Source organism: Phytobacter sp. MRY16-398 (genome assembly GCF_003925915.1).
Classification (GTDB): Bacteria; Pseudomonadota; Gammaproteobacteria; order Enterobacterales; family Enterobacteriaceae; genus Phytobacter; species Phytobacter diazotrophicus.
This window is the reverse complement of the sequence record NZ_AP018756.1, coordinates 4,710,414-4,725,745: the sequence shown is the minus strand read 5'-3', so window position 1 is coordinate 4,725,745 and position 15,332 is coordinate 4,710,414. Positions and strand designations below refer to the sequence as shown.

At 46.9% G+C, this 15,332-nt stretch carries 14 protein-coding genes, 1 tRNA gene and 2 pseudogenes; 11 read left to right on the top strand and 6 right to left on the bottom strand.

Annotation, left to right across the window (positions count from 1 at the left end; translation table 11 throughout):
• Positions 1 to 5 precede the first annotated feature (5 nt).
• On the top strand, positions 6 to 743 hold the full coding sequence (locus MRY16398_RS23140; protein ID WP_125125258.1) for an amino acid ABC transporter ATP-binding protein: 738 nt from the start codon (positions 6 to 8) through the stop codon (positions 741 to 743).
• 11 nt (positions 744 to 754) lie between these two features.
• Positions 755 to 2,026, top strand: coding sequence for an alanine racemase (locus tag MRY16398_RS23135; RefSeq protein ID WP_125125257.1), 1,272 nt, complete (start codon positions 755 to 757; stop codon positions 2,024 to 2,026).
• A 169-nt stretch (positions 2,027 to 2,195) separates the two neighbouring features.
• Here the strand turns inward: MRY16398_RS23135 and MRY16398_RS23130 are convergent, their stop codons facing one another.
• A complete protein-coding gene (locus tag MRY16398_RS23130) occupies positions 2,196 to 3,275 on the bottom strand; it encodes a porin (protein ID WP_071195906.1) in 1,080 nt (359 codons plus the stop codon).
• A 296-nt stretch (positions 3,276 to 3,571) separates the two neighbouring features.
• Here MRY16398_RS23130 and proB point away from each other — a divergent pair, with 296 nt between their 5' ends.
• From proB to MRY16398_RS23100, 6 genes and pseudogenes are all read left to right on the top strand, one after another.
• On the top strand, positions 3,572 to 4,675 hold the full coding sequence (proB, locus tag MRY16398_RS23125) for a glutamate 5-kinase (protein WP_047371693.1): 1,104 nt from the start codon (positions 3,572 to 3,574) through the stop codon (positions 4,673 to 4,675).
• 11 nt (positions 4,676 to 4,686) lie between these two features.
• Positions 4,687 to 5,940, top strand: coding sequence for a glutamate-5-semialdehyde dehydrogenase (gene proA / locus MRY16398_RS23120; protein ID WP_125125256.1), 1,254 nt, complete (start codon positions 4,687 to 4,689; stop codon positions 5,938 to 5,940).
• A gap of 116 nt (positions 5,941 to 6,056) precedes the next feature.
• Positions 6,057 to 6,132: transfer RNA gene (locus MRY16398_RS23115), tRNA-Thr, on the top strand.
• Between the two features lie 152 nt (positions 6,133 to 6,284).
• Positions 6,285 to 7,471, top strand: a pseudogene (locus MRY16398_RS23110) (tyrosine-type recombinase/integrase).
• Complete coding sequence (locus MRY16398_RS23105; RefSeq protein WP_125125255.1) at positions 7,450 to 8,376, top strand: HamA C-terminal domain-containing protein; 927 nt, start codon at positions 7,450 to 7,452, stop codon at positions 8,374 to 8,376. The pseudogene MRY16398_RS23110 and the gene MRY16398_RS23105 overlap by 22 nt, the downstream one beginning before the upstream one ends.
• A 2-nt stretch (positions 8,377 to 8,378) precedes the next feature.
• Complete coding sequence (locus MRY16398_RS23100) at positions 8,379 to 10,925, top strand: DEAD/DEAH box helicase (protein ID WP_125125254.1); 2,547 nt, start codon at positions 8,379 to 8,381, stop codon at positions 10,923 to 10,925.
• A gap of 156 nt (positions 10,926 to 11,081) precedes the next feature.
• Here MRY16398_RS23100 and MRY16398_RS31055 read toward each other — a convergent pair.
• Positions 11,082 to 11,311 (bottom strand): annotated as a pseudogene (locus MRY16398_RS31055) (tyrosine-type recombinase/integrase); the annotation flags it as partial.
• Between the two features lie 6 nt (positions 11,312 to 11,317).
• Between MRY16398_RS31055 and MRY16398_RS31465 the strand changes: the two are divergent.
• Positions 11,318 to 11,479: a putative T6SS immunity periplasmic lipoprotein gene (locus tag MRY16398_RS31465; RefSeq protein ID WP_420488921.1), complete on the top strand. Its 162-nt coding sequence runs from the start codon at positions 11,318 to 11,320 to the stop codon at positions 11,477 to 11,479.
• 145 nt (positions 11,480 to 11,624) lie between these two features.
• On the opposite strand, the gene MRY16398_RS23085 is transcribed toward MRY16398_RS31465, so the two are convergent.
• The gene (locus MRY16398_RS23085) at positions 11,625 to 12,068 is read right to left on the bottom strand and encodes a lysozyme inhibitor LprI family protein (protein ID WP_125125253.1); all 444 of its coding nucleotides are present in this window, start codon (positions 12,066 to 12,068) and stop codon (positions 11,625 to 11,627) included.
• A 198-nt stretch (positions 12,069 to 12,266) separates the two neighbouring features.
• The gene (locus MRY16398_RS23080; protein WP_125125252.1) at positions 12,267 to 12,755 is read right to left on the bottom strand and encodes a MarR family winged helix-turn-helix transcriptional regulator; all 489 of its coding nucleotides are present in this window, start codon (positions 12,753 to 12,755) and stop codon (positions 12,267 to 12,269) included.
• 160 nt (positions 12,756 to 12,915) lie between these two features.
• On the opposite strand from MRY16398_RS23080, the gene MRY16398_RS23075 reads away from it, so the two are divergent.
• Positions 12,916 to 14,043: an MFS transporter gene (locus MRY16398_RS23075; protein ID WP_125125720.1), complete on the top strand. Its 1,128-nt coding sequence runs from the start codon at positions 12,916 to 12,918 to the stop codon at positions 14,041 to 14,043.
• Positions 14,044 to 14,135: 92 nt separating this feature from the next.
• On the opposite strand, the gene MRY16398_RS23070 is transcribed toward MRY16398_RS23075, so the two are convergent.
• Entirely contained in the window at positions 14,136 to 14,507 is a 372-nt protein-coding gene (locus tag MRY16398_RS23070; protein ID WP_125125251.1) for an STY0301 family protein, read from the bottom strand.
• A 197-nt stretch (positions 14,508 to 14,704) separates the two neighbouring features.
• On the opposite strand from MRY16398_RS23070, the gene MRY16398_RS23065 reads away from it, so the two are divergent.
• A complete protein-coding gene (locus MRY16398_RS23065; protein WP_125125250.1) occupies positions 14,705 to 14,920 on the top strand; it encodes a hypothetical protein in 216 nt (71 codons plus the stop codon).
• A gap of 140 nt (positions 14,921 to 15,060) precedes the next feature.
• Here the strand turns inward: MRY16398_RS23065 and MRY16398_RS23060 are convergent, their stop codons facing one another.
• The gene (locus tag MRY16398_RS23060; protein ID WP_178107417.1) at positions 15,061 to 15,291 is read right to left on the bottom strand and encodes an STY0301 family protein; all 231 of its coding nucleotides are present in this window, start codon (positions 15,289 to 15,291) and stop codon (positions 15,061 to 15,063) included.
• Positions 15,292 to 15,332: the final 41 nt, after the last annotated feature.

The following is a 15,332-nucleotide window of genomic DNA, read 5'->3' as shown; positions in this document are numbered from 1 at the left end:
TTCTCATGAGCAATTCCGCCATTACGCTGAGCCGTATTACCAAATCTTTTGGTAGCACCCAGGTGCTGAAAGAGATCAGCCTTGATGTTTCGCCCGGCGAAGTGCTGGTGCTGATTGGCGCATCAGGTTCCGGCAAAAGTACCGCGTTACGCATCATGAGCGGGCTGGAAACGGCCGATGGGGGCGAAATCTGGGTTAACAATGTGCCGCTGCACGACCATAAACGCAGCCGGGAAATTTGTGGTCATGTCGGAATGGTGTTCCAGCAGTTCAACCTGTTTCCCCACAAAACCGCGCTCGGCAACGTGACGCTGGCGCTGATAAAAGCGCAAAAGCTGTCTGAGGCTGAGGCCAATAAACGCGGCATGGCGGCCCTGACGCGCGTCGGGCTGGCTGAGCGCGCGCATTATTATCCGTCGCAACTCTCCGGCGGTCAGCAGCAACGGGTGGCGATCGCCAGGGCGCTGGCAGTAGAGCCGAAAATTATGTTTTTTGATGAAGCTACCTCCGCGCTCGATCCCGAACTGGTGGGCGAAGTCATGGAAGTGATGCGCAGCCTGGCGCGTGAAGGGATGACCATGGTGGTGGTCACCCATGAGATGGGCTTTGCGCGCAAAACCGCAGACCGCGTGGTGTTTATGGATCAGGGGGTGATTGCGGAACAAGGATCGCCAGAGCAGATATTCGTTAATCCACAAAATCCGCGCACCCAGCAGTTTTTATCGCGTGTTCTTGAGCATTGATCGGAGGCGTTATGTCGATTCATTTTCCGTTGGTGGCAGACGGTCTGCTGGATGCGCTGCAACCTGCGCCACGCTTTAAATCTGTTGCAGGCCGTGGCGATGCGCCGTTATCTGTGGGGACGCCGGTACTGGCCAGCGATAGCGTGTTTTCTCCATTGATGCTAATGAAGCAATCGGCGCTGGAGAATAATCTGCGTCAATTGGCTGATTTTTGTCGCGAACAGGGTGTGATGCTGGCAGCACACGGCAAGACGTCAATGTCGCCCGCCATCCTGCGTCGAGCCGTCACCGAAGGCGGTGCCTGGGGATTGAGCGCGGCAACGCCTGCGCAGGTTCGCGCGCTGCGCCAGTTTGGTATCCGTAATGTTTTTCTCGCCAATCAACTGGTCGACCCTGCCGGTATTCGCTGGATAGGTGAGTGGCAAAAGCAGCATCCTGACCATGGCTTCCTTTGCTATGTTGATTCGCTGGAGGGAGTGCGTTTGCTGGAACAGCATCTCGGCGACAGTCGCATTGCGGTTCTGCTGGAGATGTCGGTCAGTGGCGGGCGTACGGGGTGTCGCTCATCCGCGCAAGCACTGGAGATTGCCGCCGCGATAGCGGCAAGCCCGGTCCTGCAACTGGTGGGCGTGGCGGGCTATGAAGGCGCGCTGGGTGCGGGGCGTGATGCCGCGGGTATCGCCAGGGTGCGCGATTATTGCCAGATGCTGATCGCGACGGCTGCGCTGTTGGCCGGGGAGCAACTGTTCAGCAGCGACACTATTATTCTCAGCGCCGGAGGCGGCGCCTGGTTTGATGTGGTCAGCGCCTGTTTTAGCGAGGCGAGGCTCTCGCTACCGATCACACCGCTGATTCGTTCGGGTGCCTATATGGCCCACGATAACGGGTTATATGCCCGCATCGCGCCGTTTGCCCAACCGGGCGCTCGTCATCATTTTGAACCCGCGCTGGAGATCTGGGGGAGGGTATTATCGCGCCCTGAGCCAGGCCTGGCGTTTGTTGATTTCGGACGCCGCGATGTGCCCTTTGATCAGGACTTGCCGAATCCGCTGTGGGTGCGAAATGTGGATGGTAGTGCTCCTCGCGCCGCTTCTGGCATGCGCATCAGCGAGGTGAACGATCAACATGCCTATTTGTTGTTGCCGCAAGAGGATGCCTTAAAGCCCGGCGACTGGGTAGGTTGTGGCATTTCACATCCCTGTACCGCGTTTGATAAGTGGCGCTATTTGCCACTGGTGGATGATGACTATTGCGTCACCGATTCACTGGAAACGGCATTCTGAGTCAGGCATGTGTGCATAACGGCGCGCTGTCGTGCGCTGTTTCACGACGGTTTTTCGATAGCCCCTTTCTTGCTTTTTGTTGCATATACTGGCGGAAAAAAGAAAGCACCGACGAGGTTATCGTTCGGTGCTTTATGTTCTTCAGTGAAGTGCGTTTATGCGATAAGACTTAGAACTGGTAAGTCACGCCAACAGCAACGATGTCGTCGGTAACGTAGCTTGAACCGACGTAAGTTGCGAAATCACCTTTGTCCAGTTGGTTGATTTTGTAATCAACCATCGCAGAGAAGTTTTTGTTGAAGTAGTAGGTCGCGCCTACGTCAACATATTTAACCAGGTCCTGATCGCCCCAACCGTTTTCCAGGTCTTTACCTTTGGTCTGTACGTAACCAATGGACGGACGCAGACCGAAGTCGAACTGGTACTGAGCAACGGCTTCGAAGTTTTCAGATTTGTTAGCAAAACCACGGCTGCCGATTGGCGTCATGTTCTGCGCGATGCTGTACATAGCTGCCAGGTAGATGTTGTTAGCGTCATATTTCACGCCAGAAATCCACGCTTCCGCGTTAGCGCCTTTACCCAGTGCCTGAGAGTTTTGCAGATCGGTACGGTCTGATTTGGCATACGCAGCAATCAGAGTAACCGGGCTGCCGCCAAAGTTGTAGGACAGGGAGGTACCGAAGCCGTCGCCATTCTGTTTAGAAGCAGCACGGGAACCTTCGTTTTTACCCTGGTACTGCAGGCCCAGGTTCAGACCGTCAACCGCACCGAAGAAGTCGGTGTTACGGTAGGTAGCCACGCCAGTGGTACGTTTGGTCATGAAGTTATCGGTACGGGTCAGAGAGTCACCGCCGAATTCCGGGAACATATCGGTTACAGACGCTGCATCGTACAGGATACCCAGGTTACGACCGTAGTCGATAGAACCGTAGGTTTTTGCTTTCAGGCCAGCGAACGCCAGACGCGTTTTCTGAGTAGAGCTGCTTTCATCGGTGTTGCCAGCGAATTCAGATTCCCAACGACCGAAACCGGTCAGTTGATCGTTGATCTGCGTTTCGCCTTTGAAGCCCAGACGTACGTAAGTTTTGTCGCCATCCTGAGTGGTATCATCGCTGAAGTAGTGCATGGCTTTGATTTTGCCGTACAGATCCAGTTTGTTACCATTTTTGTTGTAGATTTCCGCAGCGTTGGAAGAAGCAGAAACAACACCAAGGCCGATCATCATTAATGCCAAAGTAGTTTTTTTCATTATGTTTCCTGATTAATTGTAATTAACGCGCTTTAGATCGCTGAACGTCGCCGCTCGAGTGAAAAATTCACGTAGGTTTTAACGTCTGCGAATTAAAGTTTTATGACAATTCTTATTTATTTTTTTACAAAGCAGGTTTTACAGGTAGTGTCATAAAAGCGTCAAGTTTTGTAAGTAGGTTTTCTGATTGCCTTCAAGGATTTTCTTAAGTTGTTAAAACTGCCAGTTGGAAGTTGGCTCTGATCCTGTTACAAAGACTGTTTACTTTTTTTCTTCTACGTTGAACGGCAGAAATCATGAGCGACAGCCAGACGCTGGTAGTGAAACTCGGCACCAGTGTTTTAACGGGCGGATCCCGCCGCCTGAACCGCGCCCACATTGTTGAACTCGTGCGCCAGTGCGCACAGCTACATGCAGCAGGGCATCGTATTGTTATTGTGACTTCTGGCGCTATCGCCGCCGGGCGTGAGCACCTGGGTTATCCGGAGTTGCCTGCCACCATCGCCTCGAAACAACTTCTTGCCGCTGTCGGGCAAAGCCGCCTGATTCAACTGTGGGAACAGTTGTTCTCGATTTACGGCATCCACGTTGGGCAAATGCTGTTAACCCGCGCCGATATGGAGGACCGTGAGCGTTTCCTTAATGCGCGTGACACTCTGCGTGCGCTCCTCGACAACAACATTGTGCCGGTCATCAACGAGAATGACGCCGTTGCGACGGCGGAAATCAAAGTCGGCGACAATGACAATTTATCGGCGCTGGCCGCTATTCTGGCGGGCGCAGACAAACTCCTGCTTCTGACCGATCAGCAAGGTCTCTTTACCGCTGACCCGCGTAACAACCCGGACGCTGAATTGATCAAGGATGTGTACGGTATTGATGACGCGTTGCGCGCGATTGCGGGTGACAGCGTATCGGGCCTGGGTACTGGCGGGATGGGTACCAAATTGCAGGCGGCGGATGTCGCCTGTCGTGCAGGTATCGATACTATTATTGCCGCAGGTAGCAGGCCGGGTGTGATTGGCGATGTGATGGAAGGGGTTCAGGTCGGGACGCTTTTCCATGCGCAGGCTTCACCGCTGGAAAACCGTAAACGCTGGATTTTTGGCGCGCCTCCGGCAGGTGAAATCACCGTTGATGAAGGCGCGACAGCCGCTATCCTGGAACGCGGCAGCTCCTTGTTGCCAAAAGGGATTAAAAGCGTGACAGGCAACTTTTCCCGTGGTGAAGTGATCCGCATCCGTAACCTCGAAGGTCGCGATATTGCACATGGCGTTACCCGCTATAACAGTGACGCGCTGCGTCGCGTTGCCGGTCATCATTCGCAGCAAATTGATTCCATTCTCGGCTATGAATATGGCCCGGTCGCCGTGCATCGCGACGATATGATTATCCGTTAAGGAGCAGATGTATGCTGGAACAGATGGGCATCGCTGCTAAAGCAGCGTCGTACAAGCTGGCATTGCTCTCCAGCCGTGAAAAAAATCGCGTACTGGAAAAAATCGCCGATTACCTGGAAGCACAGTCTGACGAGATTATTCTCGCTAACGAGCAGGACGTTCTGGAGGCTCGCCGTAATGGCCTGAGCGAAGCGCTGCTTGATCGCCTTGCGTTGACGACAGCGCGTTTGAAAGCGATTGCTGACGATGTTCGCCAGGTATGCAAGCTGGCTGACCCGGTAGGGCAGGTCATCGACGGCGGTCTGCTGGACAGCGGCCTGCGCATTGAGCGTCGCCGTGTGCCGCTCGGCGTAATTGGCGTGATTTATGAAGCGCGTCCGAATGTCACCGTGGATGTGGCTTCCCTGTGCCTGAAAACCGGCAACGCGGCGATTCTGCGCGGCGGTAAAGAGACCTGGCGCACCAATGCGGCAACGGTAAAAGTGATTCAGCAGGCGCTGGAAGAGTGCGGTTTACCCGCCGGCGCGGTACAGACGATTGAAAGCCCGGACCGCGCGCTGGTCAATGAAATGCTTAAGATGGATAAATACATCGACATGCTGATCCCGCGCGGTGGCGCTGGCCTGCATAAGCTGTGTCGTGAACAGTCCACCATTCCGGTGATTACCGGGGGCATCGGCGTTTGCCATATTTTTGTTGATAATACGGCAGAGATTGCCCCGGCGCTGAACATTATTGTGAATGCGAAAACCCAGCGTCCGAGTACCTGTAACACCGTCGAAACGCTGCTGGTTCATCAGGATATTGCGGGCACTTTCCTGCCTGCGTTGAGCAAGCAGATGGCGGAAAGCGGCGTTACCTTGCATGCGGATGCGCAATCGCTGGCGGCGCTGCAATCGGGTCCGGCGGCGGTTGTACCGGTTAAAGCAGAAGAGTATGACAATGAGTTTCTGTCGCTGGATCTGAACGTGAAAATCGTTGCTGACCTGGACGATGCTATCGCCCATATCCGCGAGCATGGCACGCAGCACTCCGATGCTATCCTGACGCGTACTCTCAGTAATGCGAACCGTTTCGTCAATGAGGTCGACTCTTCTGCTGTTTATGTGAATGCCTCCACGCGTTTTACCGACGGCGGTCAGTTTGGCCTTGGCGCGGAAGTGGCGGTGAGCACGCAAAAATTGCATGCGCGTGGACCGATGGGCCTTGAAGCCCTGACCACCTACAAGTGGATCGGTTTCGGTGACGATACGATTCGTGCGTAAATAACAGCGGGGTGATGCAAAAGTAGCCGTTTGATTCCAAAGGGCATTGACGCATCACCTCGTTAGATCTAACCTTTTGCCCCGTGGTTCACCGACGTGAATCCCGTCCTTTCAGGGCCGATATAGCTCAGTTGGTAGAGCAGCGCATTCGTAATGCGAAGGTCGTAGGTTCGACTCCTATTATCGGCACCACTTCGAGTTCCTCACACGTTCGTAGTCACCCATAAAGTTCTTGTTTTATAAAGGCTTTTGTTTCTCTTTAGTCCGTTTTAACCCATAGCTATCCCGTAGAATCCGGTACTAAATGTGTATATGTTCCTGTTCGGTCCTGGATTCCTATACACATGCCTTTAAACGATATGCAGATTCGCCGCGCTAAGCCTGAAGCTAAAGCCTATACACCTGTAGATGGGAAAGGGCTGTCATTGCTTATAGAACCTAATGGAAGCAAGAGTTGGCGGTTCCGTTATCGTTTTGCCGGTAAACCAAAAATGGTCTCGCTTGGTGTGTATCCTACGATCACACTTGCAGATGCCCGTTCTCGTCGTGACGATGCCTGAAAACTTGTCGCCGAAGGAAAGAATCCGAGTGAGGTTCGAAAAGAGCAGAAGATTGTTTTGTAAACCGAGTCTGAGAGCGCGTTCGAAAAGATAGCTACTGAGTGGCATCAAATGAAGTCTGCCAAATGATCAGCAGGATACGCAGCAGACATCATGGAAGCGTTTCAGAACGACATCTTTCCTTTTGTCGGGACTCGTTGGTGAAATCAAACCGCTAGAACTGCTTAATGTGCTGCGTAAAATTGAAAAACGTGGCGCGTTAGAGAAAATGCGTAAAGTGCGGCAGCGTTGCTCCGAAGTATTCCGCTATGCAATTGCTACAGGTAGGGCGGAGTTTAATCCTGCGGCAGATCTCTCAAGTGCTCTCGAAGTACATCAATCTAATTACTTTCCATTCCTAAAGGCTGATGAGATACCAGATTTTCTGCGTGCCTTAGACGGTTACACCGGAAGCCGACTAGTCCTGATTGCACGAAATTGCTCATGATTACTGGTGTGAGAACCATCGAATTACGTGCGGCATTGTGGTCAGAGTTTGATCTGGGTAACGCTATTTGGGAAATTCCTGCTGAAAGGATGAAAATATGCAGGTCACATCTTGTGCCGTTATCAACTCAAGCGTTAGATTTATTTAATGAAGTGAGATCATGACAGGGAATTATCGTTATGTTATTCCGGGGCGGAATGTTCCTAACAAGCCTATGAGTGAAGCCAGTATAAATCAGGTCATCAAACGCATTGGTTATGACGGTAAAGTTACTGGTCATGCTTTCAGGCATACACTTTCTACTATCTTACACGAGAGAAGCTATGAAAGTGCATGGATTGAAACTCAATTAGCACATGTAGATAAAAATGTCATCCGTGGAATGTATAACCATGCGCAATACTTGGATATACGCAGAAATATGCTACAAAATTATGCTGATTTTCTTTTAAGGAAAAAAATATGGGAACGTTTGATAATCTAAATGATTATGTTGCAGTTAGAAAAAAGGATTTTGAAAGCTGTCTTGATGTTACAGAGCACGATCTTGAAATTGATTCTGTGATAACTAACTTAAGATTTCATTATATAAAGTTTGATGGTAATGGAATGCCAATGGTAAAAGCTCTTGCATGTAAATTATATGAATACATTATTGATTACTGTATATCAGCAAGAGAACGTTCAGATACCCTTACCTCCCAGCAATCTATGATTCTTTCAAAACAAGCTCGTGATCTTTTTAGGCATCCGGACGTTACCGATAACTCGCCAGATAAAACGGGTGAGGCAGGTGAGACGCTTTTATTTTTTTTAATGGAGGCAGTGCTTGGAGCGCCTCAGCTGGTAGCGAAAATGGAGCTAAAAACAAACTCTAATGATGAAGTTAAAGGCTCTGACGGAATTCATATAAAATGGAATGAGCATGACAAACTTGTAGATTTCTATTTTGGAGAGTCAAAATTATATAAGCAGGTTTCTAATGCTTTAGATGAAGCATTAAAAAGTATTTCATCTTTTCATGCAAATGAGATGTATAAGCATGAATTCAACATGGTAACTAAATTTTTTAAATATGCTAATAATGAAATAAAGAGTGCTATAAGTGAACTTTTCGTTGCTGGTGAACCTGGACCAAATGTGAGGATTAATCATGCTTGTCTCATAGGTTATGATTGGGCTAAGTTTAAGAAGTTAAAGAATAGTAAGGAGCAGACTATAGATGAGCATTTTCTGCAAGAATTTAAGAAAGATCTGCCACGACTAAAAAAATTATTAGAAGATAAATTATCGACATTCACTCTTAAGCATCTTAGGTTTGATGTTTTTTTTATACCTTTTCCTTCTGTTAAAGAATTTAGAAATGAATTTAATAAGGCATTGGACTAGTTATGAAACAGCTTAATGAATTGTACATTGGATTAGTTAAAGCAAGTATAAAAAAATTGCTTGGTGTATCAGATAATCATCAAGATATAACTGAGAGTGATCTTTATAAGTTACTTTCATTCGCTTCCATTTTGTCATTGTCAGAAAAGGATAACGAAAAGGCAAAGGCTTATGAGATTGTTAGTCGTATATTTGAGGTTGTTTCAGAAAAAGATTATAAAATAATTGGTTCTGCTGATTTGATCTTATCAAGGATTGGGAATTTCCCCGGCAGGATGTTAATGAGGGATAGGTTTAATAAAGGTGCTGAACCAACTTTATCTCTATTTTTTTCTCTTGAGAGAATAGCACGAGAAACCGAAAATTCATTAGAGGGTAAGCAGTTAACGGATTTTCAGTATGATTTGTTCTCGTCACTAAAAAACTACTCTTCGTTAAGTGTCTCAGCTCCAACATCAGCAGGCAAATCATTTGTTTTAACGCTAAACGCTATTAGGTGCATTAAAAATCACTCTAAAGAATGTATTGTCTATATTGTACCAACGAGAGCATTGATAAGCGAAGTTTCTAATAAAATAAGAAGTGAATGTGTGAACTCAGGGCTTACGAAAACTATAATACGCACTTCACCGACTTTGGTAGACAGAAGTAAAATAGTAGAGGGTATAGTTTATGTACTTACGCAAGAAAGATTTATAAGTTTACTCACTGAGTCGGTCAATGTTTCAGAGTTTGTAATTAATTTGTTATTAGTTGATGAGGCTCACGAAATACAAAAAGGTAAACGAGGAATCATACTTCAAAATGCAGTAGAGGTGGCATTAGATTTATACCCTAATGCAAATATTATGTTCTCCAGCCCGCTTATTAAGAATCCAGAATATTTTTTGAATGTTTTTAGACGAGAATATCGAAGCAAATCTTTTATAGAAACAATTTCACCTGTTGCCCAAAATATTTTGTTGGTTAATCAAGTTGACAGAAAGGTTAAAACAATTTGCGTATCTGCGCTTCTGGATGATAAGGATGTTGTCATTGGTGAGTTTGACATTGATTTTTCATTTCGTGGAGGAAAAGTAGATCAAAAAGCTGCTTTTGCACATTTTGTATCTGATAGCGGAGGTGCTGTTATTGTTTTTGAAAATGATCCCTCTATAGCTGAGGATGTTGCAATTTCTCTAAGCCAAATAATAACTTCTGATGATTTGCCTCACGATTATTTGGAGTTTATTGCATTTGTAAAAGAAGAAATGCATGTCGATTATTCATTGGCTTATTGTATGGAATTTCGGGTGGCATTCCATTATGGTAATATGCCTTCGATTATCAGAAATGGTATAGAGTTTTTTTTCAAGCGAGGAGATATTAAATATATAATCTGTACCAGTACTTTGCTGCAGGGGGTTAATCTTCCAGCAAAACATATAATTTTAGATAATCCTTATAGTGGCTCTGGTCCGATGACTCGAGCTGATTTTCTTAATCTATCAGGCAGGGCTGGCCGATTATTGCAGGAGTTTCATGGGAATGTTTGGTGCTTGCGACCAAATGATTGGGATGAAAAAGTATATACAGGTGATAAACTTCAAGTGATACATACTGCAATGTCTAATGTTATGTTAGATGGTGGTGAAATAATTTGCAATACTATTGATGGATTGATTACTGATCCGCTTGAAAAGGAACTTGCAGATATTGCTTTCGCTAAACTATTCCATGAATTGAAAAGGGATGAATTACAATCAGAATACTTTCTCCGCTCTGATAAGACTGATGATTACTATGAGGTCTTAGATTATAATTTTAGTAAAATCTCTCGAATGGGAATAACTGTTCCTGATGAGTTGTTACGATTGAATATGGGTATTCGCCCTGATTATATTCAAAGACTTTATGATTATTTCATTTTGTTGGAACAACTGGATGATTATATTCTTTATTCACCTTTTAAAAAAGGAGGTAAGAAAAGAATAGATATCGCAATAAGTATTATAAGGGATTGCTTTTCATGGGGAATTAGCCATCATCAGGCACTTTGGATAAGCATGTTGGCACACCAATGGATGACCGGTAAATCTTTAAGTACACTGATCTCTTATGAAGTCGAACGAGGATTCTCTTTGGAGGAGAAATTAAAGAGTGATGAGGACGTTTACTTTAAAAGGAAAAAAACTTCTAGTATTATTCGTGGTGTACTTAAAGGGTTGGAGACGCATGTACGATACAATCTTGTTAGATATATTAAAGTTTATCAGGATGTATTAAGGTTCGTTTTGGTTTTGAGAGGTGAGAATACCAAGGCATCCTTTGTGGAGAATATTAGTGTTTATCTGGAGTTTGGCTCTTGTAATTCAATTGATTTGAACCTAATGTCAGTTGGCCTTTCTCGTAGCACGGCCTTATTAATAAGAAAGAAAATAAAGTTTCCACAAGAGGGAACACCAGAGGATTACATTAATTTATTAAAGGGAACCAGATTAGAAAAAATCACAATCCCATCTTATTGTGTAAGGGAAATTCAACAGATCCTTGGCGTAGTTCCTAATTAATTGCATGAGAAATTGTGCTTATTATCTTCCCGCCACGCCTGCCTGCTTAACGGGGCGGTTTTAATGCAGGTGCATGAACCGGCTCAGGCCACGCCGGGACTGATGCAGGGCGGGGTAAAAAAAGTGCGTGGAACTAAAACGGGTATGCTTAAAAGAAGCGCGGGTAATCGCGTCTGCACGCATATCGAAAACCTTATCAGCAGTTTGCTTAGAATGTTCCTTAAGGCTGTACAGTATCGTAATAGCTTTCATTGATAAAGGGACATCGCGGGCATTGCCATTCTTAGTACCTGCAAATGTGCAACTCGCTTTTCAAGGTCGATAAAGCGCCATCGTAGTTCTGCGATCTCGCTACGGCGTATGGCTGTCTCTAAAGCCAGAAGAATATTCGTGTGCCAGCGCAACAAGGCGAAAGGCTCGGCTGGATGGAGATTATGCAAAGCAATAAGCCCGCCAGCACCATGTTTTATTACGATGTTGCTGATCCAGTGTTGGTTTCTGCCGAACATTGTTTACCATTTAACACGTTTCGCTTTACTATAAGAAAATCTTAGACGGTATTAACTGCGACCGTAATTAAAGCCAAAAAAGCGCGCCTGTATGAAGTCACGTTTACCGCAGGGTAAGGGTAGCAGTAATTCAACACGAAATTCTGACCACCTTAGGCAAAGGCGGTCAGAAAAAGCTAAGGGGCACCTTTTATTCCAGATTTAGCATTTGAAGCATCTTTATTTCTTTAATACGCTGTTTATTCATATTGATTGTGCACCCTGTTGCGGCATTACCAAGGTAGTGCGTGCCCTGTGAACCCGTCGCTGCAATGTTGCAATAATCATCACGATATTTGAGCCATTCGGCCTGGTTTCTTTTGAATAATTCAATCATCCGTTTTTTGCGTTCTTCATCGCCCATCCACCACTGGGTGTAGTCGAAGTTTTCCATCTCCTTAAGCTTATCCGCATAGACCTTATTGAGCGTCTCGGTGGATTTATCCTCAATGTCGCCTAAGCATTCACTGTTTTCGTCGCCATATTTCTCTTCGCAGACTTTGACTTCATCGTTTCTTGTTACGTTTGCTGTCTCAGCCGCCAGCGAAGCGTGGCTGGTTAATAAAAAGCAAAAAAAAATGATTGTTTTTTTCATTGGGTTAAATTCCTTACTCTTATATTTGTTCTTCCCACATCTTGACTCAACTTCGGATCGTTACGTAAGAAATTAATAAGTGAATCGCCTCGAATTCAACAGACACCTCAGAGCCGTTTTACGAAGGCTTAAAGAGAGGGGCCCATGAGCGGGCCTTTAATTACCCGGCCATTATCGATATGAGCGGGGGCCGCAATCTCAGCCCGGAAATGTCAGCAGCAACTCCTTTAATAATGATTCAAGCTGCTCCCGTTTAGCCTGGGAGAGGTTGGCCAGTATCGCGTTTTGCGTTTCAGTGTGGACGAGAAGCGCCTGTTCGATACGCTCTCGCCCATAAGCTGTCAGGCTGACCAGTGTGCTGCGTTTGTCATCGGCATCTTGAATTCGCTCAATCAGTCCTTGCTCTTCAAGATGGTTAAGGCGATTCGTCATCGCTCCGGACGTGACCAGTAGCGATTTATATAGCTGTGTTGGAGAAAGACAATAAGGCGCGCCGGCTCGGCGCAAAGTGGCAAGGACGTCAAATTCCCCGTCGCGAAAGCCGAACGGTTCCAGCGCCTGGGCGCGCATCTTCCCCAAGTGCTTCATCACCCTCAACATTCGGCCAAAAACTTTCATTGAAGAGGCGTCAAGCTCAGGCATTGCGCTGTCCCACTGGCTGACAACGAAATCGATATGGTCATGCATTTTCGTACCTTAAATAGGGTTATTTATCGAGTTGTGCGGTCCATCTTACACAAGGAACACATTTATCTTAATGTTAAGATAAATGCTTACGCATTTTTTGCTGGAGCAATCACATGCCTAAAAGGATTACGTTTTGAAACGCATAGCATCTTCGCCCTTTATGTTCGCATTTATCGCTTTTTTGATCGGGTTGAATCTTCGCCCCATCCTGGCTTCCATCGGACCGTTATTTCCGGTTTTACAGCGTGAAGCAGGGCTATCCGCCACGGAATTCAGTCTGCTCACCACTTTGCCTGTCGCCATGATGGGGTTGGTTGCGCTGAGTGGACCATGGCTTTTAGCCAGAACCGGTGCAGTCAGGGGTATTACAGTAGGGCTTTCCATCCTGCTTTTCGCCTGTTTATTCCGGGGTTTTAGCACATCACTCACGGGGCTTATGTGTACAGCTTTAGCGGGTGGTGCGAGTATCGGCATGATCCAGGCGTTAATGCCAGCGCTGATAAAAAAAGAATACGCGCAATCGGCCAGCACGTTTATGTCTCTGTTCAGCACCGGAATTATGGCCGGTGCGGCGCTGGCTGCCGCCACGGCCGAGCCTTTGTTTACCCGGCTTGATTTAAAGCCTACGCTGGCAATAGCCGGTTTGTTAGCGCTTCTTGCCCTGATATTTTGGCTGTCACGGGCCAGGCACCGCCAGGTAGAAAAAACGGTGTTTGCAGAAGTGACATTATCGTCATCCAGAACATGGCTGTTATTGCTATTTTTTGGCATCGGGACAGGTGCCTATACCCTGGTACTGGCGTGGCTTCCCCCTCTCTATATCCAGGCGGGCTGGAGCGCACGGAGCAGCGGCTATATGCTGGCCTGGCTTACGTTAACCGAAGTTGTGGCGGGCTTTGCCGTTTCAGCGCTGATCACGCGCTTTCCTGACCGCCGTGTTCCGCTGCTCATTGTGCTGTTGATGTTGCTGGCAGGGTTGATGTGTCTTGTCTTTTCTCCCGGAACCACGCCAGTTGTGTCAACATTGCTGCTTGGTTGCGGTATCGGCGCGCTGTTCCCGCTATCGCTCATCGTGACATTTGATCATGCCCGAACGCCGGCCGAGGCAGGGAAACTGTTGTCACGAGTGCAGGGTGGCGGATACCTGATTGCCGCGCTGATGCCATTAATCGCCGGTATGGTGCGCGACAGCGGTGCGTCACTGACAAACGCGTGGCTCATCATGAGTGCAGGCGTCATCCTGTTGATTGCGATAGCTTTACGCTTTAAGCCTGTTGTGCACAGGTAGAAATAACGGTCTTATTCCCGCTCTGCCAGTTACCTTCGGTGTTGACCTTACCTTCACTGTCAAACCAGAAGGTATCTGGCAATCAGATGGGCTTATTGGCAAACAATATGTGTCTGTTCTGCGCTACCTTCGAACCATGCTGAGCATTTTTTTGCGCTGGCCGGGATTTTTAACGTAACCGTCTTATTTGTGCCTTTAAACTGACAAACGAGAAACATAGAAGTGTTGCGAGCTTTAACCGCAGCTTGGGAATGACTCAATGTCCATACAGCAGAATCATCGGAATCAGGCATCAAAGATCCCATTTCTTTAGGCGGCCCCTCAAACACATCAAGATTATAAAGTGAGTACTCCTTGTTATTTTCTGTCAAAGACTGAGGGCATTCAATTTTTTCAGCACAAGTAACCCCGGAATAAAACAAAAACATAGAACTTAACATTAGAGCTCTGTTACTCCACAACATCTAATACCCTCCTGTATTTTTCAGGACGTGGCTTTAATGCAATCTGCATATATTTTCCACGTATTGGCTTATCCGCACCACCATTATCACGCACATCAGCGCATTTTCCGAATACAATGCTGCGAGCAAGTCACGCGTTTTGCTTGTGCTATGATCCCGCGGCGCATAATCCCCTTTCCCACTTTCGGTGATGTGAGATGAAAATTATCCTGTTTAGTGTTGTGCTGATCGCTGCGCTCTTTCTGATCCCTGATCGTTGGGTTAACGATATTTTTATGCGTCATATTTCTGTTACGGGTGACGGCGAAGAGGCAATGAACAATTACGCCTTCACGCTGTTGCTTATCAAGACTGCTCTGGCTGCTGTGATTGCTGCTCTGGTGCTATGGGGCTACCGTTTATTTAAACGCTGATTAAATATTGAGTGGTAAACGTTCTGTTTGCGATGAAACACTGCGGAGTATGAACAATTTACTGTTCATCTCTTATGGATGGTTTATGGCGTATCGCCAGTTCCGCTAAGCGGGCGATATCTTGCAATGCGCAGGTTTATTCACAAGAGGCGTAAAACCCATCTTTGCTGTATCCATACCATTTCTTCGTCTGTATCCGGTAATAATGACGCCCTTTCTTCTGGCGGCCCGACGAAAACATCAACGACATTCATTCGGTATGTTTTATTGCCATCCTGTAAAACAGGCGGGCAGTTGATTTTTTCGGCAAAAACAGCGCTGGAAAAAAGAAAAACCGCGCAACCTAAAATTATTTCCTTACTCCACGACATAGTCATTCCCTTCGGTGTTTTTGGGGCGGGAGAATTTTCCT